Raw genomic sequence first — 20,590 nt, 5'->3', positions numbered from 1 at the left:
GGTCGAGGGGGCGCGAAGGTACGCCGTACGCGCCCGACAAGTTTGCTGCCGGAAACTGACAGCGACTCGTGCCATTCTGGTCGATGACGATGGGCATGATGCCGGAGGCGGGATGACAGTGAAGACAGGGGACATGATGGCGCGAGCGACACCGAACAGGCAGGCCAACTGATGGCGCCGGTCAAAGTCGATCCCGACAAAGTCCACGAGTTTCCGGATCCCGCCAGCTTCCACGCCTGGCTCGGCAAGCACCACGCCACGGAAAGCGAAGTGTGGATCAAGGTGCACAAGGCGGGGTCGGGACTGAAGTCGATCACGCCCAAGGAAGCCATCGAGGTGGTGCTGTGCTTCGGCTGGATCGATGCGGTGCGCAAGGGGCTGGACGACAAGAGTTTCCTGCAGCGCTACACGCCGCGCGGCAGGAAGAGCATCTGGAGCCTGATCAACATCGACAACGTCGCGCGGCTGGTCGAGAAGGGCCGCATGACCGAGCATGGGCTGAAACAGGTCGAGGCGGCCAAGGCCGACGGGCGCTGGGCGCGCGCCTACGGCAGCGGCAAGGAGATGAAAATCCCCGATGACCTGCAGGCTGCCATCGATGCCGAGCCGGCGGCGAAGGCGATGCTGGCAAAGCTCAGCGCGCAGAACCGCTTCGCGCTCGCCTTCCGCACCCACAACATGAAGACCGAGGCCGGGCGCAAGAAGAAGATCGAGACTTTTGTGGCGATGTTGAAGCGTGGCGAGACGATCCATCCGCAGGGCAGGAAGTAAGCCCCTCAGGCGCCCGAGTGCGGATCGATGCTGTAGGGATGGACCGGATGGCCAGAACCGATGGCGTCGCGCACGCGGCCAGTCCACGCGGCGAAAGCCGGATAGCCCGTCAGCGAGAAGCCGCAATCCTCGGCGCGATGGGCGTAGGCATAGACGGCGATATCCGCGATCGTGAAATCGTCGCCAATGAGAAACGGGGCATCGCCAAGGCTGCGGTTGAGTGCGGCGAGGGTGCGGGCCCCGGCTTCGCGCTTGCCCGCAACCATGCCCTGGTTGCGCTCGAGCCTTCCGGTCAAGGTCCAGAAGCGCAGCGAGCCGATGACCGGCTCGACATTGTATTGCTCGAAGAACAGCCACTGCATGATTTTGGCGCGCCGAAAGCGGTCCGCCGGCAGAAAGGGCGTCCCTTCAGCGAGGTAGGTGAGGATCGCATTGGATTCGGCGATGGCGCTGCCGTCTTCGAGCTGAAGCACGGGAACCGCACCCGCCGGGTTGAGAGCAAGGAAGGCGTCGGTGCGGCTCTCGCCCTCGAAAATCGAGACAAGGCGACTGTCATAGGCGATGTCGAGCAGCCCGAGGAGGACCCGGACTTTCCAGCCATTTTGCGATGGCAAATAGTCGTGGAGCGTGAGCATGGCCCATCCTTTTGCGGCGAGGGGCTAGCGTTTCGCATGCGGCCCCGCCGCCCGCCACCCGATTCCTGCGCGGGGCATCGGACGCCGGTGCGAGGCCGGCGCTAAAAGCTACTGCCGGCAAGGATGATACCGAAGCCGGCAAGGCAGATGGCGCTGGCTTGTCGCAGCGACCGCTGGCTGAGCAGGTTTGAACCGCTGCGGCGAACCGCCAGGCCGACGACGAGCCAGGCCGCTCCCGCAAGACCGACCAGAGCCGCGATCGTTGTCAGAAGCTGGGCTGTCATGCCCTCGGATTGAACCAGCATGGCGACGATCATCGCCTTGGGATTGATGAGCGTGGTGGCGAAAACCTGCCTCACCGTCACCAGCCGGATCTCGACGCCGTCGTCCTTCGTGGTCCAGACGCTGTAGGCGAGCCAGAGCAGCCACAGCACCGCACAGATCCTCACGCCGGTCCGCAGTTCGATCTGGTTGCCCGCCGGGATCAGGGCGACAATTGCGGCAACCGCAAGGGTAATCGCCATATAGGCAAGCACGGCCGCACCCAGCATAGGCAGCGTGCGCCGCATCCCGGACGAAACGGCCGAAAAGGCCAGGAGGATGTTGGTTGGTCCGGGCGTCAGCAACAGCGCCAGGAGATCAAGCTTGAGCATCGCAGGCCGTTATCCCGCATCGTGTCAATTGGACCGGACTGTTAGCGGCCGCGGCGCCATGAGTCGAGCTGACACGCATGAGACTTCTCAGCGTCTGAATCGCTAGATTGCCATAAACTGCTGTTTTCACGAGGAATAATAGTATGGCCATTGTGCGTCGGGCGGTGGGCGCCGCCATCGCCGGTGGACGAAGGACGGCACGGCGGCTACCCTCTCGAAAGCCGCGATGGTTGGGCGGCAGGCGCTGGGAGTCGTTGCCGTTGGGAAGAATTGCTTCGTGGACGATGGCGCTCGTTCTCACTGTCGTCGCCGTGTGTGTCGGAGCCGGCGCCACGCTTGCCCAGACTTCGCCCGACCCGGCTTCGCCCTCGGCCTTGCCTTCAAAAGAAATATCGGTCGGGATAAAGGAGGCACCGCCTTTCGCGTTCAAGCTGCAGGACGGCAGTTGGTCCGGATTGAGCATCGACCTCTGGCAGAAAATGGCAGGGCGGCTCAATCTTCGCTTCCGCTATGCCGAAGTGCCGACTGTGCAGGACCAGATCGATGGCATTGTCAGCGGCAGGTTCGATGTGGCGATGGCCGCGATCACGGTCACTGCCGACCGCGAAAAGGCCGTCGATTTCACGCAACCCTTTTTCTCGACCGGGCTCGGCATCGCGACACCGCTCAACAATCAACCGTCCTGGCGGCCGGTGCTGCATGCGCTGACCTCGTTCGGCTTCCTGCAGGCGGTACTGGCGCTGATCGTCATATCGGTCGTCGTCGGCGTTCTGATCTGGATGTTCGAACGCCGGCACAATGACGATTTCGGTGGCGGCATCGCCAAGGGCCTGTTTTCCAGCATGTGGTGGTCGACTATCGCCGCGACACAGGCCAGCACCGGCGACTTCGGCCCGCGCACCGTGCCGGGACGGGTGCTGGCCGCGATCTGGATGATGGGATCGATCATTGCGATCGCGGTGTTTACTGCGGGCGTCACATCGGTGCTGACGATAACGCAGATGGAAGGAATGGTGCAGGGCGAGGGCGATCTTGCCGCGGTCAGGGTCGGCGCGGTGCAGAGCTCGTCGACGGCCTCCTATCTGGATTCGACCCAGATACGCCATCAGGATTTTGCCTCCGTCAAGGAAGGCCTCGATGCGCTGCGTGCCGGCAAGATCGATGCGCTGGTTCACGACAAACCACTGCTTAGCTGGCTGGTGGGGCAGAACTACGCGACGAGCCTCCAAGTTCTCGACGCGACCTTCGACCACCAGCAATATGCTATGGCGCTGCCGCTCGGCAGCCCGTTGCGCAAGCCACTCGATGTCGCCTTGCTACAGACCGTCGAAAGCGATTGGTGGAAGCAGGCCGTTTTCCAGTATCTGGGCGAAAAGTAGCCCGGCGGGAACCTGCGCCCGTGACGCGCAAGAGTTGACGGCTGTCGTTCACTGGTTCAGGTCGACCGGTGTCACTCCAAGAAGCTTCAGGGCGTTGGCGAAGGTCCTGATGCCTTGTGCCTGCTTGCGCTCGGCACAAAACCGGTTCGCCTTGTCCTGGAGCGCGGTTGCCTCGGCGATCTCCCTGGCGTTGGCTCCGGGGTCGGCTTTCGTTTGAATGGCCCCGTCGAGTTGAAGACCGAGCCGGCTGCAATATTCGCTTCGGGTAACCGCCGCTGCCGCACCCGGCTGCGCGACCGCAAGCATGGCAAGCGAAATGCCTGTCAGGGCCCCTATCCATCCGGTCGAACGTCGTTGCATGTTTCGGGACCATCCCTTGGCGTTGTGCCGCGGCCCGCTTCGGCCGCCGCGGGGATGGTTATGACAGGGGATTTTTTCGCCAGTTTTTCCGGAGTGTTGAATCTTGTTTCTGGAGTGTGTCTGGCGGGTTTTCCCTTCTCTCACAAGGGAGAAGGAAGAGCGTTCCGCGGTCTGCGGCGCTTGCGCCTCTTCCTTTGCGGCCATCCTTCGCGTAAGGCGCCGGGCAAATCCTTTCATCGCAGGCTCAGCCCCGGAAACCGCATGATCAGACTGGAAAGCATCAGCAAGCAGAACGGCCGTCAGCTTGTCTTCATCGAAGCGTCGGCGTCCCTGCAGAAGGGTGAGAAGATCGGCCTCGTCGGCCCCAATGGCGCCGGCAAGACGACGCTGTTTCGCATGATCACCGGCCAGGAGCAGCCCGACGAAGGCCAGGTGCAGGTCGATCGTGGCGTCACCATCGGCTATTTCAGCCAGGATGTCGGCGACATGGAAGGCCACAGCGCTGTCGCCGAAGTGATGGACGGCGCCGGTCCGGTCTCTGAAGTCGCGGCTGAAATGGCAGCGCTCGAGGCGGCCATGGCCGATCCCGACCAGGCCGACCAGATGGACGAGATCATCGAAAAATATGGCGAGGCACAGCACCGCTTCGAGGAGCTCGACGGCTATGCGCTCGACGGCCGCGCCCGCGAGGTGCTCGACGGTCTCGGCTTCTCGCAGGAGATGATGGACGGCGATGTCGGAAAACTCTCTGGCGGCTGGAAGATGCGCGTCGCGCTGGCGCGCATTCTGCTGATGCGGCCCGACGCCATGCTGCTCGACGAGCCGAGCAACCATCTCGACCTGGAAAGCCTGATCTGGCTGGAATCCTTCCTGAAGAATTATGACGGCGCGCTGCTGATGACCTCGCATGACCGCGAGTTCATGAACCGCATCGTCAACAAGGTGGTCGAGATCGATGGCGGTTCGCTGACCGCCTATTCGGGAAACTACGAATTCTACCAGCAGCAGCGTGCCATCGCCGACAAGCAGCAGCAGGCGCAGTTCGAGCGCCAGCAGGCCATGCTGGCCAAGGAGATCGCCTTCATCGAGCGCTTCAAGGCACGCGCCTCGCATGCCGCCCAGGTGCAGAGCCGGGTGAAGAAGCTGGATAAGATCGACCGCGTCGAGCCGCCCAAGCGCCGCCAGACCGTTTCCTTCGATTTCCAGCCGGCGCCGCGCTGCGGCGAGGACGTGGTCACGCTGAAGAACGTCCACAAGGGTTATGGCAGCCGCTCCATCTATGAGGGGCTCGACTTCCAGGTCCGCCGCCGCGAACGCTGGTGCATCATGGGCGTCAATGGCGCCGGCAAGTCGACGCTTCTGAAGCTGGTCGCCGGCGCTTCCGACCCCGACACCGGCACGGTCGCGCGGGGGCCTAGCGTGAAGATGGGCTATTTCGCTCAGCACGCCATGGAAGTGCTGGAAGGCGAGCGCACCGTGTTCCAGACGCTGGAAGATGCATTCCCCCAGGCCGGTCAGGCGCCGCTCAGGGCACTTGCCGGCTGCTTCGGCTTTTCCGGCGACGAGATCGAGAAGAAGTGCCGCGTTCTGTCAGGCGGCGAGAAGGCGCGGCTGGTGATGGCACTGATGCTGTTCGACCCGCCCAACCTGCTGGTGCTGGACGAGCCGACCAACCATCTCGACATCGCCACCAAGGAGATGCTGATCACCGCGCTCTCGCAGTATGAAGGCACCATGCTGTTCGTCTCGCACGATCGGCACTTTCTGGCAGCCCTTTCCAACCGCGTGCTGGAGCTGACGCCCGAAGGCATCCACACCTATGGCGGCGGCTATACGGAATATGTCGAGCGCACCGGGCAGGAAGCGCCGGGGTTGAGGAGCTAAGGACCTGCGGCTATTGCCCCACGACGGTCATCCGGTCGGTGTCCAAGCATCGCGGCGATCTGCTTGTGGGAAGAAGAGTTCTGTGTACTCTCCACAATGCTTAGGAAGGGCTTCGGGATGAGAATTGCCATGACCGTCGCATTGGCCGCGACAGTTGCTGGATGCGCGACCTCTCCGGTCGATTATGGGGCGTCGCTTTCGCAGCAGGACCAGAAATGGGCGTCGCCGCAATGCCAGCAAGCCAGGGCGGCGGCTTTGGACTACGACGCTCGCGAAAAACAGCACCCGGGTTGGGCATTCGTCGCGCTTGGCCCGTACGGGTTGGGGATACTGGCAGCCGTCAAGGAGCACGAGCAGAAGCAACGAAAGTTGGTCGCCCGCGAGGTGCACTTGCAATGCTCAAGCCTACCGCTGCCGCAGGAGCTGCAGGGCGATTTGAACCCTGCGAGGGTAAATCAGAAATATCCATAGTCACGCGACAGTCTCCTTCGCGACGAAGCGGAGGTGCCAGCGAAGGGCTCTCAGAAAGGCCCGCATCAGCCGGTCGGTTGCTTGCCGGCGTTGACCGCCAATTGCGCCTCAAAGGCACGCTTGTAGGCGGGCCGCGCTTCGCCGCGGGCGACATAGGCGGAGAGGTTCGGATAGTCGTCCAGGATACCCGAGGCTCTCAACCGGAGCAGCACCGACACCATCATCAGGTCGCCGGCGCTGAACGTGCCATCGAGCCAGTCGGCATCGCCAAGGCGACGGGAAAGTTGGCCAAGCCGGTTACGGACGCGATCCTCGACGAGAGGCATGCGTTGCGCGGTCCAGGACCTGTCGGCCTCATGGATCCTGGCGGTTGCGAGCTCAAGGATCGGCAGCTCCACCGTGCTGAGCGCGGCGAACATCCATGTGATCGCACGCGCCCGGGCATTCGCGTCGTCCGGCAGCAGGCCTGCATGGTGCTGCGCGATATGGAACACGATCGCGCCTGACTCGAACAAGCCGAGATCGCCTTCTTCGTAGGTCGGAATCTGCCCGAAAGGATGAAGCGCCAGATGTGCGGGTTCCTTGATCGCCCTGAACGAAACAAGACGAACCTCGTAGGGTTGGCCCACTTCTTCCAGCGCCCAGCGAACGCGCGTATCACGCGCCAGTCCCTTGCCGCCATCGGGCGACCGTTCAAAGGCTGTGATGGTGGCAGTCATTGGAAAGCTCCGGGGTTGTCAGGTGTCCAGTTCTTGGCTTTGCCTCCAGAGGACGAACGACCGGCGCTACTCCCGACACCTTACCTCGTTTTAGCCATGGGATTTCGCGTGCCGAACCTTTTCGGGTTCGCCAAACCACCGCGATGCGGCCTGCGCAGCTCCCTCCAGGTCAGGCTCAGCGTCAGCGGCCCAGGCGACGAAGCCATCGGGGCGCACGAGGACAGCGCTCAAGCCGAGCCGATCCTTGGCGTCGCTTGCGGCATAGGCGATCCGCCCGCTCCAGCGGCTTGCAAGCGCCTGAAGGGGAGGGCTGACGTCGAAGCCCAGAAGCAGGCCTTGCCCGTTCCTGAGGCGTTCTCCCAGCCTCGTCCCGTCGACCAGCTCGAAGTCCGGTGCGCTGCGGCCCACCAGTGGGTGGCTGCCGTCAAGATCGTAGCGGAGAGAGACGCCCCAGACGCGCTCGGCGAAGTATGTCGCGCCGTCGCGCGTGTCGACGAGATCACGGATGATGGCTTCGAGCGCACGCGAACTCCGGCTCGGCCGCATGAGCGCGACCTGGGCGCGCGACCAGTCGAGGACCTGCGCTCCCACTGGATGCCGTTCGTTCAAATAGCTGTCGAGCAGACCGGCGGGCGCATCGCCACGGATCGTTGAAGCCAGCTTCCAGCCGAGGTTCATCGCGTCGCCGAGCCCGAGATTGAGTCCCTGGCCACCCAGGGGGGAATGGATGTGCGCGGCGTCACCGGCGAGCAGCACCCGCCCCTTGCGGTAAGCGGTCGCCTGGTAGGCTCGATCCGTCCAGGTGGTGGCCAGCCGGAGCGCCGTCACCGTGACGTCGGTGCCGGAAATATGCCGCAACACTGCCTGCACCCGGTCAAGCGTGACCGGCTGGGTTCGGTGGAACCTGCCGCCGTCGAAATCGACCATCGCGATCACCCCGGGCGGCGCGTAAGTATACATGCCGGTCGGCGTGTAGTGGCGGCCCGGTTTGAGCTTGTCGGGATCGGCCATCTCGACCTCGACGGAATAGCCGGTGAATTCGGGATCGGTGCCGACGAACTCAAAGCCGCCAGCCTTGCGAACCGTGCTGCGGCCGCCATCGCAACCGACGAGCCAGCGTCCGCGAAAAGTCTTGCCGCCGGCGCGAACGGTCACGTCCTCGTCCGACTGGTCGAGGTCTTCGACGCCGACGCCGCGCCTGATCTCGACCCCCATCGCGCCGGCGCGGGCGGCCAGGGCGGCTTCGAGGGTCTCCATCTCGATCGCCATGCTAGTGCCGGCCGGACCTGGCAGGCGATACGACCACTTCGAGGCATCGATGCTGTCGTGGTAGAACTGGATGCCGGCAAAATGGCCGCCGGGGCGGCGCGCCTGCTGCATCCAATGGGCGCCAGCCGAAGCGCTGCCCGCGTCGTCTTTCGTGCGTTGCGGCGCCGCGATGTCGTTCAGCAGCCCGCGACGGTGGAAAGCTTCAAGAGTGGGCGCTGACAGGCCACGCATGCCGAACGGAAGCCGCTTCAACGGGGAGCGCGGGTCCTCGGCCTGCTCCAGCACCAGGACCCGGAGGTTCGCGAGGCGCAGTTCGCAGGCGAGAAACAAGCCGACGGGACCGGCTCCGGCAATTACGACGTCATAGAGAGGGGAATGTCGCTCATACATGGAAGACTCCTTGGTCGATGTTCGACCGGAGCGTTCCTCAAGCTTGAGCACCACACGGACGAACGATTGAACGCTTGGCAAGCGTCCGATGTTCGTCGTGGGGATCTCGTGCACGAAGCCAAAGACCAGAGCTTTCCCTGGCGAAGGATTTCGCCTGCGAAAGGACTTGGGCTTACCAAACCAAGTCTGCCTTTTCCGACACGGGCTATATAACGATGTGGCGATTGATCCGCAACGGGTGGCGGTGGTGAAGAGGGTAGTGCCATCGGCCCAAACATTGACTGCCCGAAAGCCGCCTTTCGCTTGGCTGCCGTCCGGTCGTCGGGCGGTTGGACGGTCAACTCAGCACCTCATTGAGAAACCTGGCCGCCTCGGCGAGGCCGGTGTTCGAAACCTGGTGGCCCAGACCGGGTTCAATCGACGTCCTGGCATGGACACCGGCCGCCGTCAGCAGCTCCGCCGCTCGCACACTCTCGCTTGACGGCATGACCGGATCGGCGCCGCCGTGAATCAGGAGCAATGGGGCGCCGGTTGCAGGGACAAGCGGCGCTGGGGACGCCAGCCGCCCCGAGAAAGCGACCACCGCCCCGACAGGCCCGCGCCCGCTGGCCAGTGCGTCGAGCGCCATGATGGAGCCTTGGGAAAACCCCAGTAGCACAACGCGGTCAACGGCATTCGAAAATCCATGTTGCTCGATCAGATTGGCGATGACCGCGTCAAAGCCGGGCCGCGCCGCAACGACGCGCTCCGGCCGATTGACCTCGGTAACGCCGATGACGCTAAACCACTCACGGCGCGGGCCGCTGCCGCCTGGCGCATCGGGGCTTTCGAAGACGAAGCTGGGCAGTGCGGGTGCCAGCGCCCGCCCAAGCGCTGCCATATTGGCGCCGTTGCTGCCGACGCCGTGCAAAAGAATGACCAGGCCGCGATCCATCAGTGCTGGCCTGTCACGGAGACGGGTGCGAGGCCCGGCAGGTCGGGCCCTTTCGGCACGATGCCGTTAGGGTTGAGAGCCTTGATCGAATAGTAGCCGGCCTTGATGTGCTCGATGCTGACGGTCTCAGCGACGCCCGACACGGCCAGAATCGCGGCCAGATAGGCACTCAGCGCCGGATAGTCGACCAGGCGCCGCAGATTGCATTTGAACAGGCCATGATAGGCGGCATCAAACCGTACCAGCGTGACGAACAGCCTGATGTCGGCCTCGGTAAGGGCGTTGCCGAGGAGGAAGGGGCCACCTTTGCCGAGCCGGGCCTCAAGGATCTCCAGCATCGAGAACACATCGTCGAAGGCTTCTTCGTAGGCGATCTGAGTGGTGGCGAAGCCGGCGCGATAGACGCCGTTGTTGAGCCGCGGATAGATATCGGCGTTGAGCGCGTCGATCTCGGCCCGCAGCGGTGCAGGATAGAGATCCGGCCCGCTGGCGAGGTCACCGAAGCCTGAATTGAACATGCGCACGATGTCAGCGCTCTCATTGTTGACGATGGTGCCCAGCTGTTTGTCCCAAAGCACCGGCACGGTGGCCCGCCCGGTATAGAGCGGGTCGGCCCTGGTGTAGATTTCATGCAGATGGCGGGCACCGTTTATGTCGTCCGGTCCAGTGCCGGGATAGCCGCCGAACGCCCAGCCTTCATCATCCAGGTGAGGGTTGACGATGCTGACGGAAATGGCGTCCTCGAGCCGCTTGAGCTTGCGCGCGATCAGCGTGCGGGATGCCCAGGGGCAGATGAGCGCGACATAGAGATGATAGCGGCCCGCTTCGGCGGCGAAGCCCGCATCACCCGTCGGCCCGGCGCTGCCGTCGGGCGTCACCCAGTTGCGAAAGCCGGAAATCTGCCTAACGAAGCCGCCTTTGGCATCGGTGGCCTGCACCGGCTGCCAGTTGGCCGTCCATTTTCCTTCAATGAGCATAGTCTTCGTCCTTCACCGCAATCGCCGGGGGATTGTCCACGGGTGCAGCGGCGCGTCACTTGGGCGATATCAAGTGACGCGTCGCGGCTTGCTATTTGTTGCCTTATGTCGCTCTCCGGCCATCGTCGCCGGGGAGCGATGAGTGCCTGGGTTATTAGATGCCGACCCAGGTCGGAGCGATATTGGTGCCTTTGCCCTGGCCATAGCCGAGCCCAATGTTGAGAGCGGCCACGGCTTCAATGTTGCGCGACGCTGCCAGGGGACCGGCGACGATGGCCTTGAGGCCGGCTGAATTCACCAGCGCCTCGACCTCGGTGACAGCGTCGGCGTCGTCGCCTGCGAGCAGTACCGTTGCCGGGATGTCGGCGACCTGGCCGCCATTCTGCAGCACCGAGGCAAACAGCGTATTGAAGCCTTTAACCACCTTGGCCCGCGGGGCGAGCCGCGCGATTTCTTCCGCGGCGCTGGTCGAAAAGCCGATGGCCAGGCCGGAAAAATCGGCCTTCATGGGATTGGTCAGGTCAACGACGATCTTGCCCGCCAGGTCGCCAGCCGCCTTCACCACTTCGGCCGCGGCGCTGTACGGCACGGCGAGGAAGATGATGTCGGCCTTGGCCACGGCATCCGGGATCGAGGCGGCGGAGACGGTGCCGCTAAAGCCAGCGGCGACCGAAGCGGCCTCCGAGGGATCGCGCGAACCGAAGACGACGGCGTTGCCGGGCGCGTGAAAAGACCGTGGCGAGGCCTTTGGCCATATTGCCGGTACCGATGATTGCGAGTGTCATGTTCTGTGCTCCTGTCAGCTTTGCCCTGCGGCGATGACGGGAATATGCATCTGTTCCGGATCGATTATTATCCAGCAAAATTGCAGAAGATTTCTTCCAAAATGGAAAGTCTACCAACCTTGGTCCCAGGGCGGGCTGTCCTGGAAATGCGAGACCAGGAAATCCACCATCACCCGCACCTTGGCCGCCAGGTGCCGGCCGGTGGTGTAGACGGCCCAGAGAGCCATCGGGTCGGCCTCGTGGTCGCCAGCACCGGAATGAGCTGGCCGCTCCGAATGCGCTCGCCGGCGACGAAGCTCGGACCCTGCACCAGACCCAGACCGATCGCAGCCGCGGCCGCACAGGCCTCGGCGTTGGAAAAGCGCAGCCGGCCGCGGATTGGCACCGTCAAGCCGTGGGCAAAACGCCAGCTGGCCCCGTCGGCGAAGTTGGTGTCGAGAATGCAGGCGTGTCCGGCAACGTCCTCGGGACGATCCGGAGCACCAAATGCCGTGAGATAGGATGATGCTGCCGTCGTCACCAGCCGGATCGGGCAAAGCTTTCGCGCAATGAGGCTGCTGTCGCGCAAGGTGCCGATGCGCAAGGCAAGGTCGAAACCTTCCTCCACCAGATTGACCATGCGATCGGAGAACGACACGTCGAGCTCGATCAGCGGATGCGCCCGCGCGAATTCGGCCAAAAGCGGCGCAAGGACCTGGGTGCCAAAAGTAATCGGCACGGACATGACCAGCCGCCCCCGCGGTTCCCCAGAAGCGCTGCGGATGGTGGAATCGAGTTCGTCCATTTCTTCGAGCAGGCCTTTGATCCGCTCGAAATAGGCGCGGCCGGCTTCCGTGGGCGATACGGAGCGGGTCGTGCGGTGGAGCAACTGCACGCCCAGTTCTTCCTCGAGCCGGGAAACCAGCTTGGACGCCTGGCCCGAACTCACGCCGAGCTTTTGCGCCGCGCCGGACAGGCTGCGGCGCTCAATGACCGCGACGAACATCCGGTCGCATGCCAGTCTGTCCATACTGGGGAACCTCAAGCGCGGAGACTCTTTGAGCACCCACCATAATCGCAAACAGTGCGAAGGGTTTTATGAAATACGGTCGGATCTTGGACGAGTTTCTCGATGGCGATCGGCGCGAAGCGGACAAATTAGCCCGCGGCTAGCCATTTGCGCGACTGGGCGAAAGCCTTGAAGGCCTTGGCCTCCATCGGGCGGCCAAAAAAGTAGCCTTGCAGGATATCGCAGCCGAGCTCTTTCAGGATGCGTGCATGCTCCATCGTCTCAACGCCTTCGGCAACCACCTCGATGCCGAGCGATTTGCCGATCTCGATGATCGACGCCACCAGGTGCCGCTGCGCCATCGAGCCGGTGATGGGCGTGATCAGTTGGCGGTCGATCTTGAGGCGGCGCGGCCGCAGCTTGAGCAGCGAGACGATCGAGGCATAGCCGGTGCCGAAATCGTCGATCTCGATATCGATGCCGAGATCCTTGATGTGCTCGATGTTCCAGGTGACCAGATCATCGTTCTCGTCGAGGAAGATGGACTCCACCAGCTCGAACGATACGGTTCCCGGCTTGATGGCGAGCTTGCGCAGGCCCTCGATCAAGTCCTTGTCCTCCAGGCGCCTGGCCGAGACGTTGACCGACACGCGCGGGATGTTGAGATGGCTGTGCGCCCAACGCTCGAAATTCTCCAGCGCGTGTTTGAGGACGATGCGGTCGATCAACGCCACGACATTGAGCTCTTCGGCCACCTTCAGGTAGGCGTCGGGGGCCAGGATGCCGCGTTGCGGATGCTTCCAGCGCGACAACGCCTCGACGCCGACGATCTCGAGCGTCCTGGCGTCGAACTGCGGCTGGTAGTAGGCGATGAATTCGTTCCGCTCCAGCCCGCCCAGGATCTCATCGGCGATCTGCTTGGTCCGCACGATCTCGCTCTGCAGCTCTTCGTTGAAGAACTCGTAGCGGTTGCGGCCTCGGCTTTTCGCCCGGTAGAGCGCGAGATCGGCGTTGACGAGCAGTTGCCTGGCATCGACGCCACTGTTGGCGGCAATGCCGATACTCACTCCGAACCGGCACGGATGGCCGCGATAGTCGACAGGCTGGCGCATCGCCTCGATGATGCGGTCGGCGAGCGCCGAGAGCTGGTCGTCGTCAAGCCCATGGCTCACCACGACGAACTCGTCGCCGCCGATGCGCGCAACGAAATCGGCTGCGTCCGCATTGGCCTTGATGACATTCGAGGCATGCATCAGCATGGCATCGCCGGCGGCGTGGCCGAGCGTGTCGTTGATTTGCTTGAAGCGGTCGAGGTCGAGATGCAGCAGCGCCGTGTGGCGGTCGGGTTCGCCATTTTCGGCCAGCAGCTCATCGAGATAGCGGCGATTGGGCAGGCCAGTGAGCGAATCGTGCAGTGCCGCATGCTCGATATGCGCCTTGGCAAGATTAAGCTCGGCGTTCTTCGATTCCGTCAATTGGCGCTCGCGCACAAGGGTCTCGTTGAGCAGCACGTCGCTGGTCACGTCCCATTCGGCGCCGATCAGCTTTGGCGTGCCGTCGATATCCTGGAAGAAACTGGCGCGCGTGCGCACATGGCGGACCGTGCCGTCGGGGCGCAGGAGCCGGTATTGTGAGGAGTAGAGGCCTTTTTTCGCAGCGGCCGAATCGAAGTCCCGCTTGGCCCGCTCGATGTCTTCGGGATGGATGGTCTGCGCCCAGTCATCATAACCGCGTGGCTTGCCGTCGGCTGGCTTGCCGTAGATTTCGTTGACGCGGTCATCCCACACCATTTCGTTGGTGGCGAGGTCGTGTTCCCAAACGCCGATGCCCGAGGCTTCCAGCGCCAGCTCCAGGCGCCCGGACAGGCGTCTCAGCTCGGCATAGTGTTTCTGCCTTTCACCGAACAGCCGCCCGGCAACGAGGATAGGCAGCACCACCAGCGCGCCAGCGAGCGCCATGAGCGCCCTCAGCAGCCACTCATTCTTCGGAGCGGCCGGCCAGCCACCCTTGGGTATGGCCGAAATCCGCCAGGAGCCTGAAGGCAGCTGCACATCGGCAGACACGGGGTTGCCGGCCACGACATTGTCGCCGCCAAAGAAACGTTTGCCGCCGCCGCCGAGCGCATCCGCGCCGGTGAGCGCGACATCGATGTCGAGTTCCGAGTTGGTCAGCCCGCTCGCCGCGTAGAGCCGGTCGACATCGACCACTGCCGAGACGATGCCCCAGAAGCGGCTGCCGCCGCCCGCCGTCGGCACGAAGACCGGAATGCGCCCGATGAAGCCGCGCCCGCCTTGCGCCAGATCGACCGGCCCGGCAAACACCAGCACGTGCTGGTCGCGCGCCCGAAGCGCTGCCATGCGTTGGGCCTCGTTCTTGCGATAGTCGAGCCCGATCGCCTTCTCGTTGCCTTGCATCGGGTACATCAGCGAGATGACGAGGTCGGGCGCGCCGGCGATGTTGCGCAATTGCGATTTCTGCTGGAACAGATTGCCCGCGAGCGAGGCAAATCTCTGCTGGCCCATATAGGGCTCCGTAACGATGGCCGAGACAAGCCCCTGAACAAGCTGGAGATTTCCGCCTATGTTGCCTTCGAGCTTGGCGCGGATGATGTTGACCTTGGCCAGCACATCGGCGCGCGCCAGCTGATCCGAGACCCTGCTGTTCTGCTGGTCGGCAAAGACGGCGCAGACCAAAAGCACGACAAAAGCAATCGCCGCCGGCAAATTGGCGGAAGAAAAAACGGCCTGTCTCACGCGGCCGAGACTGAGTTCCGTTGTAACCAATTCGACCCGAATACCTCTCCTGAACAATAGCCCGTCCGCCGAATCTAGTAGCAAACGCTTAAATTTGCCCTTCCAGGCTGGCGGGAAGTTTCAGCATCAGCCTAATGCTGGCATTTCTGTTCGGCCGGTGGCTATCACGGCTCGCAGAATTGTGGGCATGTGGACACGACCGCACGTCCACATGTCATCATCAATCGGTGTTGGGGGCACCTCAAGCGTCCGTTGTTAGACTGGGCGACACCTTGTAGATTGGAACGACACCCTGGAGATTGGAAATATGGCGCTCAAGCGGATGGACAACGTTGGAATCGTCGTCGAAGACCTCGGAGGGACGATTGATTTCTTTCGCGATCTCGGCCTCGAGCTCGAAGGGCGGGCCACGATCGAAGGAGAGTGGGCCGGACGTGTCACTGGACTGGGCGATCAGCATGTCGAGATTGCCATGATGCGCACGCCGGACGGCCACAGCCGGCTCGAGCTCTCCCGTTTCCTCACGCCGCCTGTCGTCGAAGATCACCGGAACGCCCCGGTCAACGCCCTAGGCTACCTCCGGGTCATGTTCACTGTGGACGACATCGACGAGACGCTTGAAAGGCTCCGCAGGCGCGGCGCGCAGCTCGTCGGTGAAGTCGTGCAGTATCTAGACGCGTATCGGCTCTGCTACATCCGTGGGCCTGGAGGGCTTCTCATCGGACTCGCCCAAGAACTCAGCTGAGCGCAATACGAAGACAAATGGCAGGAGTGACCAATGTCGGCGAGCGTGTCCGAGGCCGGCCCGCCTGTTCGAGGTCCATCCCTCCACGGTCCGCCGCGTTCTCGCTAAGCACGATTAGGTCGTCAGCCCGGGCCGGGACGCCCGCGAAAGCCGCCGTCAGCAGCCTTTAATGGACCTGCTCTAAAGATCCGCCTCGGCGAAGATGCGCGATGCCCAGTCGAGGAAGACGCGAAGGCGTGGCGACAGCTGCCTGTTCTGCGGGTAGAGCGCCGACAGTGGCGTCGGCGATGGCGGGTAGTCGGCCAGCACCTCGACCAGCGTCCCATCGGCCAGATCCTTCTCGAAGCGATAGCGCGGCGCCTGGATGAGGCCGAGGCCAAGCCGCGCCAGATCGGCGGCGGTGTCGGAATTGTTGGCCGCGACGCGCCCCGTCAGCCTGACCTCAACGGTCTTGCCGGCGACGGTGAATTCGAACGGAAGGGTCTCGCCGGTACGCGACGAGACGAAGCCCACCGCCTGGTGGCCATCGAGCGCATCGGGGGAGGCGGGCGTGCCGTGGCGTTCGAGATAGGCGGGGCTGGCGCAGGTGATCTCGCGGATGACAGCCAGGCGGCGCATGATCATGCCGCTGTCGGGCGGCTCGCCGACGCGTATGACGCAGTCGACGCCTTCGCGCACGAGATCGACCAGCCGGTCGCTCTGGCCGATCTGCAGGTCGATCCTGACATAGCGGGCGAGAAACTGCGGCAGGCGTGGCAAAAGGAACGTGCGGGTGAGCAGCGTGCTGGCGTCGATGCGCAGCAGGCCGAAAGGCTCGGCGTTGCGGAAGGCGGCCTCGGCGTCCTCGATCTCGGCCAGGATCGACAGGCAGCGCCGATAGTAGGCTTCGCCGGCCTGCGTGGCGTTCACCTGCCGTGTCGTTCGTTCCAGAAGCCGCGCGCCGAGATGCACTTCCAGCCGCCGGATCGCTTCCGTCGCGGTTGAACGCGGCAGGCCGAGATCGGCCACGGCAGCGGTGAAGCTGCGCCGCTCCAGAACGCGAACAAACAGCCGCATCGTGTCCAGTCGATCCATGGCCTTTGTTCGCAGTTTCCGAATAGTGATGTCAATAGGAGGCTGATTATCCGGAATGCGGCTTGGCCTATATCCGTGTCACCAACAACACGGAGACACTTCCATGACATCTAACCAAACCAGAACGGCGATCGTGACCGGCGCCTCCAAGGGCATCGGCGCCGCCATCGCACAGCGACTCGCCCGCGACGGCGTCGCCGTCGTCGTCAACTATGCACGGGGACGCGCGGAGGCCGAAGAGCTTGTGCGCAGCATCGAAGCCGGCGGCGGCAAGGCGATCGCCGTTCAGGCCGATATCGCCGATCCGAATGGCCTCGCGGCACTTTTCGACGCCGGCGAGAAGGCGTTCGGCGGCATCGATATCCTCGTCAACAATGCCGGCATCATGAAAACGTCGCCGATCGCGCAGACCGACGATGCTTCGTTCGACACGCAGATCGCGATCAATCTCGGCGGCGTGTTCCGCGGCATGCGGGAAGGTGCGCGCCGGATTCGCGACGGCGGCCGCATCGTCAATTTCTCGAGCAGCGTCGTTGGCCTCTACCAGCCGGGCTACGGGGTCTACGCCGCCACCAAGGCAGGCGTCGAGGCGATGACCCACATCCTGGCCAAGGAGCTTGGCGCGCGCCGTGTCACCGTCAACGCGGTGGCGCCCGGACCGATCGAGACCGCCCTGTTCACGGACGGCAAGAGCGAGGCGCAGATCGAGGCCATCGGCAAGATGATCCCGCTCGGCCGGCTTGGCCAGCCTGACGACATTGCCGGGCTGGTGTCATTCCTGGCCGGGCCGGACAGCTTCTGGGTCAACGGACAAATCATCCGCGCCAATGGCGGCGTGGTCTGAGGAGATAATCATGCAAAAGACAATCCTGATCACCGGTGCCTCCAGCGGCTTCGGCGCGATGACCGCACGCGCCCTGGCTGGAGCGGGCCACACGGTCTACGCCTCGATGCGCGACCCCTTGGCGCGTGGCGGCGTGGCGGCAGCCGAGATGGAAAAGTTCGCTCGCGACGAGGGCCTGGCGCTCAAGCCGATCGCGCTCGACGTGACCTCGGACGCTTCGGCCGAGGCGGCGGTCCGGCTGATCCTCAGCGAGGCCGGCCAGCTCGACGTGCTGATCCACAACGCCGGGCACATGGGGTTCGGACCGACCGAGGCGTTCTTGCCCGAGCAACTGGCGCAGCTCTATGACGTAAACGTCGTCGGCACGCAGCGCGTCAATCGCGCGGCCCTACCGCATATGCGTTCTCTCGGCCGGGGCCAGATGATCTGGGTCGGTTCGAGCAGCACGCGCGGCGGCACGCCACCGTTCCTCGCGCCCTATTTCGCGGCCAAGGCCGGCATGGACGCGCTGGCGCAGAGCTATGCGCTGGAACTCGCCCGCTTCGGCATCGAAACGACCATCGTCGTGCCGGGCGCTTTCACCAAGGGCACCGAGCATTTCCACAATGCGGCGGCACCCACCGATGCCGAGCGCGCCGGCGCCTACTGGTCCGGTCCCTATGCCGGTGTCGATCAGCAGGCGCTGAAAGGGCTGGCGGCACTGGAGCCGGCGGATGCCGATCCGGCTGATATCGCGGCGGCAATCGTCGATCTCGTGGCGATGCCTTGGGGAAACCGACCGCTGCGCGTCCACGTCGACCCGTCCGACGATGGCGCCGCGATCGTCAACGGCGTTGCCGACCGTGTGCGCGCGCAACTCCTGGAACGGATCGGCCTTGCCGACCTGCTCCATCCCAAAGCATGAAATCCACCCTCAAGAGACAGGAAAACGATCATGCCATTCGCCAACATCAAGATGCCGCAGGCCGCTCTCTCCAAGGCGCAAAAAGAAGACCTCATCCATCGAACCACGGCCATGTTCGTCGACTTCTTCGGCGAGGGTGTGCGCCCCTACACGATGGTGCTGGTGGAGGAGGTCGCCGACGGCGGCTATGGCCGGGCCGACGAAGTGTTCGTCGTGCCGGAAGCCTATCGCGCCAAGGAGTAGCGCAGAGGCGAGCGACCTCCTTCGGACCTTCCCGCCCTCCGGGCGCGAGAAACCCAAGCCTTGCAACGCAGCGCGGACCCCACCCCGCTGCTTCGCAGCGACTTGCCGGGGCGAGCCACGGGTCTCGCCCGTCCTTCGGAACCCCACAAGGGGGAGGGTGAGGAATCCCCTGCCAGCACGCGGGACGGCGCTCCTATGGAAATGCGGGAAAAGCTGGGCTCCCTACCTCCCCTTGTGGGGAGGTCGGACCGAAGGTCCGGGTGGGGGTGCTGGCGAAAACTCTGCAGGACCTGGGTTCAACCGTTCCTCGTCGCACCAATCCAGTCGGCGGCCACTTCAGCAAACAGCCAGTCGCGGAACGCCTTGATCTTTTTCTGGCGCAGTGCGCCATCGCGATAGACGACGTAGTAGCGCGAGGCGGATTTCAGCGCGAGGTCGAAGGGCCGGACCAGCCGCCCCGCCACCAGATCGGCCGAGACCAGCGCACTTCGGCCGAGCAGCACGCCTTCGCCATGCACCGCGGCCTCGACGGCAAAGGTGGCGGAATCGAAGCGCACGCCGCGCTTGGGATCGACGTCGCCAACGCCGGCGTGTTGCAGCCATGTCGCCCAGTCGATGCGAAAGGCGTCGTGGATCAGTTTGTGATGCCTGAGATCCCCGGGCAGGCGCAACGGATGTTCGCCTTGCAGCAACTCCGGGCTGCAGACGGGGAAGACCTCTTCATCGGCAAGAAATTCCGCTGTCACCCCGGCATAGCCGCCCTTGCCGTAACGGATGGCGATGTCGATGCCGTCGCTGACGAAATCGGAAAGCACGCCTGAGGTCGACAGCCGCACGTCGATATCCGTGTTGGCGCGGTGGAAGCGATGCAGCCTCGGCACCAGCCAGCGGCCGGCAAAACCGTCCGATGTGCTGACATTCAAGATGCCCGTGGTGCGGTCGGGCGTGGCGGCGATGGTGGCGGCGGCGATCTGGTCCAGCGCCTTCCTGACTTCCGACGCGTAGGCGGCGCCTACCAAGGTCAGGCGCACGGACCTCGTTCCCCGATCGAAAAGCTGGATGCCCAGTCTGTCCTCGATGTTGCGGATGGCGCGGCTGACCGCGCCATGGGTGACGTTGAGCTCACCCGCCGCCTTCGAGAAACTCAGATGCCTGGCAGCGGCTTCAAAGGCGGGCAGGGCGGTGAGGGGCGGCAGTCTGCGCGGCATGATCCACCTGTGAGCGTTACTCACAAATCCTGCACAAAGAGTCGTTTGTCGTCCAGCCCGGAAATGTCCAATCTATGGATGCAGCAGCGCATCCAGATCGGGTTTTCGATCTCGTCGCTGCGCTGAACGACCAGAAACAGTGTGAGCAATCGTCATGCTCGTCCCCCTGCGGACGGCGTCGGCACGCTTGCGCCCAGGCAAACACAGGAGACGAACAATGAACCCGACCCTCGAATCCATCAGCGCCGCGATGAGCGGCCTCGCACTCAGAACCTCGGCAGTCGTCGAGTGCCGCCGCATGCTGCGCCGGGTTGCGCGCTTTTCGGACCATCGCTTGCACGACATCGGCCTGGAGCGCGACTGGGACGGTTCCATCCTGCGCAATGGGAGGGCGATATGACCAGCACCCTGATCATCGGCGCGACGGGGCTTCTCGGCGGCGAGATGGCGAAGGCCAGCGCCCGCAATGGCAATGATGTTCATGTCCTGGTCCGGCCCTCAACAGCCGGCAATGAAGAGCGGCTGCGCCCGCTGAAGGAGCTCGGCGCTAAAATCCATGTCGGCGATCTCGACGACTATGACAGCCTTGTCCGCGCCGCAGGCG

General features: G+C 63.8%; 22 protein-coding genes. 10 read left to right on the top strand and 12 right to left on the bottom strand.

Features of this window, described 5'->3' with window-relative positions:
- Nucleotides 1-171 precede the first annotated feature (171 nt).
- Nucleotides 172-771 carry a YdeI/OmpD-associated family protein gene (locus tag EN993_RS14610; RefSeq protein ID WP_127263827.1) on the top strand — a complete coding sequence of 200 codons (600 nt, stop codon included), beginning with the start codon at nucleotides 172-174 and terminating at the stop codon, nucleotides 769-771.
- Between the two features lie 5 nt (nucleotides 772-776).
- Here the strand turns inward: EN993_RS14610 and EN993_RS14605 are convergent, their stop codons facing one another.
- Nucleotides 777-1,406 carry a glutathione S-transferase family protein gene (locus tag EN993_RS14605; protein WP_126069826.1) on the bottom strand — a complete coding sequence of 210 codons (630 nt, stop codon included), beginning with the start codon at nucleotides 1,404-1,406 and terminating at the stop codon, nucleotides 777-779.
- Between the two features lie 101 nt (nucleotides 1,407-1,507).
- Entirely contained in the window at nucleotides 1,508-2,059 is a 552-nt protein-coding gene (locus tag EN993_RS14600) for a hypothetical protein (protein ID WP_127263825.1), read from the bottom strand.
- Nucleotides 2,060-2,319: 260 nt separating this feature from the next.
- Here EN993_RS14600 and EN993_RS14595 point away from each other — a divergent pair, with 260 nt between their 5' ends.
- Complete coding sequence (locus EN993_RS14595; protein WP_245468816.1) at nucleotides 2,320-3,438, top strand: transporter substrate-binding domain-containing protein; 1,119 nt, start codon at nucleotides 2,320-2,322, stop codon at nucleotides 3,436-3,438.
- Nucleotides 3,439-3,486: 48 nt separating this feature from the next.
- On the opposite strand, the gene EN993_RS14590 is transcribed toward EN993_RS14595, so the two are convergent.
- On the bottom strand, nucleotides 3,487-3,798 hold the full coding sequence (locus tag EN993_RS14590) for a hypothetical protein (protein ID WP_164757661.1): 312 nt from the start codon (nucleotides 3,796-3,798) through the stop codon (nucleotides 3,487-3,489).
- 261 nt (nucleotides 3,799-4,059) lie between these two features.
- On the opposite strand from EN993_RS14590, the gene EN993_RS14585 reads away from it, so the two are divergent.
- Both EN993_RS14585 and EN993_RS14580 read left to right on the top strand, forming a co-directional pair.
- On the top strand, nucleotides 4,060-5,682 hold the full coding sequence (locus tag EN993_RS14585) for an ABC-F family ATP-binding cassette domain-containing protein (protein ID WP_127263821.1): 1,623 nt from the start codon (nucleotides 4,060-4,062) through the stop codon (nucleotides 5,680-5,682).
- Nucleotides 5,683-5,799: 117 nt separating this feature from the next.
- Entirely contained in the window at nucleotides 5,800-6,153 is a 354-nt protein-coding gene (locus EN993_RS14580) for a hypothetical protein (protein ID WP_109661393.1), read from the top strand.
- A 65-nt stretch (nucleotides 6,154-6,218) separates the two neighbouring features.
- Here EN993_RS14580 and EN993_RS14575 read toward each other — a convergent pair whose 3' ends face one another.
- The 7 genes from EN993_RS14575 to EN993_RS14545 all read right to left on the bottom strand — a co-directional run bounded on the left by EN993_RS14575 (nucleotide 6,219) and on the right by EN993_RS14545 (nucleotide 14,968).
- Entirely contained in the window at nucleotides 6,219-6,872 is a 654-nt protein-coding gene (locus EN993_RS14575) for a glutathione S-transferase family protein (RefSeq protein ID WP_127263819.1), read from the bottom strand.
- A gap of 90 nt (nucleotides 6,873-6,962) precedes the next feature.
- Nucleotides 6,963-8,531 (bottom strand): FAD-dependent monooxygenase, encoded by a 1,569-nt coding sequence (locus EN993_RS14570; RefSeq protein WP_127263817.1) that lies wholly within the window; start codon nucleotides 8,529-8,531, stop codon nucleotides 6,963-6,965.
- Nucleotides 8,532-8,868: 337 nt separating this feature from the next.
- On the bottom strand, nucleotides 8,869-9,465 hold the full coding sequence (locus EN993_RS14565) for a dienelactone hydrolase family protein (RefSeq protein ID WP_127263816.1): 597 nt from the start codon (nucleotides 9,463-9,465) through the stop codon (nucleotides 8,869-8,871).
- Nucleotides 9,465-10,442 carry a glutathione S-transferase family protein gene (locus EN993_RS14560; RefSeq protein ID WP_127263814.1) on the bottom strand — a complete coding sequence of 326 codons (978 nt, stop codon included), beginning with the start codon at nucleotides 10,440-10,442 and terminating at the stop codon, nucleotides 9,465-9,467. The genes EN993_RS14565 and EN993_RS14560 overlap by 1 nt, the downstream gene beginning before the upstream one ends.
- A 154-nt stretch (nucleotides 10,443-10,596) precedes the next feature.
- Entirely contained in the window at nucleotides 10,597-11,199 is a 603-nt protein-coding gene (locus tag EN993_RS14555; protein WP_245468818.1) for an NAD(P)-binding domain-containing protein, read from the bottom strand.
- Between the two features lie 197 nt (nucleotides 11,200-11,396).
- Nucleotides 11,397-12,236, bottom strand: a complete 840-nt coding sequence (locus EN993_RS14550; RefSeq protein ID WP_245468814.1) for a LysR family transcriptional regulator — start codon at nucleotides 12,234-12,236, stop codon at nucleotides 11,397-11,399.
- A gap of 128 nt (nucleotides 12,237-12,364) precedes the next feature.
- On the bottom strand, nucleotides 12,365-14,968 hold the full coding sequence (locus tag EN993_RS14545) for an EAL domain-containing protein (RefSeq protein WP_206532370.1): 2,604 nt from the start codon (nucleotides 14,966-14,968) through the stop codon (nucleotides 12,365-12,367).
- 307 nt (nucleotides 14,969-15,275) lie between these two features.
- On the opposite strand from EN993_RS14545, the gene EN993_RS14540 reads away from it, so the two are divergent.
- Entirely contained in the window at nucleotides 15,276-15,713 is a 438-nt protein-coding gene (locus tag EN993_RS14540) for a VOC family protein (protein ID WP_127263810.1), read from the top strand.
- Between the two features lie 180 nt (nucleotides 15,714-15,893).
- On the opposite strand, the gene EN993_RS14535 is transcribed toward EN993_RS14540, so the two are convergent.
- On the bottom strand, nucleotides 15,894-16,787 hold the full coding sequence (locus tag EN993_RS14535; protein ID WP_127263808.1) for a LysR family transcriptional regulator: 894 nt from the start codon (nucleotides 16,785-16,787) through the stop codon (nucleotides 15,894-15,896).
- A gap of 103 nt (nucleotides 16,788-16,890) precedes the next feature.
- Here EN993_RS14535 and EN993_RS14530 point away from each other — a divergent pair, with 103 nt between their 5' ends.
- The 3 genes from EN993_RS14530 to EN993_RS14520 are packed head-to-tail and all read left to right on the top strand — an operon-like array spanning nucleotide 16,891 to nucleotide 18,778.
- Nucleotides 16,891-17,631, top strand: a complete 741-nt coding sequence (locus tag EN993_RS14530; protein WP_127263807.1) for an SDR family oxidoreductase — start codon at nucleotides 16,891-16,893, stop codon at nucleotides 17,629-17,631.
- A gap of 7 nt (nucleotides 17,632-17,638) precedes the next feature.
- The gene (locus EN993_RS14525; protein WP_109661399.1) at nucleotides 17,639-18,535 is read left to right on the top strand and encodes an SDR family oxidoreductase; all 897 of its coding nucleotides are present in this window, start codon (nucleotides 17,639-17,641) and stop codon (nucleotides 18,533-18,535) included.
- Between the two features lie 30 nt (nucleotides 18,536-18,565).
- Entirely contained in the window at nucleotides 18,566-18,778 is a 213-nt protein-coding gene (locus EN993_RS14520; RefSeq protein ID WP_127263805.1) for a 4-oxalocrotonate tautomerase family protein, read from the top strand.
- 296 nt (nucleotides 18,779-19,074) lie between these two features.
- On the opposite strand, the gene gcvA is transcribed toward EN993_RS14520, so the two are convergent.
- A complete protein-coding gene (gene gcvA / locus EN993_RS14515; RefSeq protein ID WP_127263803.1) occupies nucleotides 19,075-19,986 on the bottom strand; it encodes a transcriptional regulator GcvA in 912 nt (303 codons plus the stop codon).
- Nucleotides 19,987-20,203: 217 nt separating this feature from the next.
- On the opposite strand from gcvA, the gene EN993_RS14510 reads away from it, so the two are divergent.
- Together EN993_RS14510 and EN993_RS14505 are read left to right on the top strand one after the other, a co-directional pair.
- Complete coding sequence (locus EN993_RS14510; protein ID WP_127263801.1) at nucleotides 20,204-20,386, top strand: DUF1127 domain-containing protein; 183 nt, start codon at nucleotides 20,204-20,206, stop codon at nucleotides 20,384-20,386.
- Nucleotides 20,383-20,590, top strand: a 208-nt coding sequence (locus EN993_RS14505; RefSeq protein WP_127263799.1) for an NmrA family NAD(P)-binding protein, incomplete at its 3' end; no start/stop codon positions are given. The genes EN993_RS14510 and EN993_RS14505, both read left to right, overlap by 4 nt.

The organism is Mesorhizobium sp. M7D.F.Ca.US.004.01.2.1, from assembly GCF_003997785.1.
Classification (GTDB): domain Bacteria; phylum Pseudomonadota; class Alphaproteobacteria; order Rhizobiales; family Rhizobiaceae; genus Mesorhizobium; species Mesorhizobium loti.
This window is presented reverse-complemented; position numbering and strand designations above follow the sequence as displayed.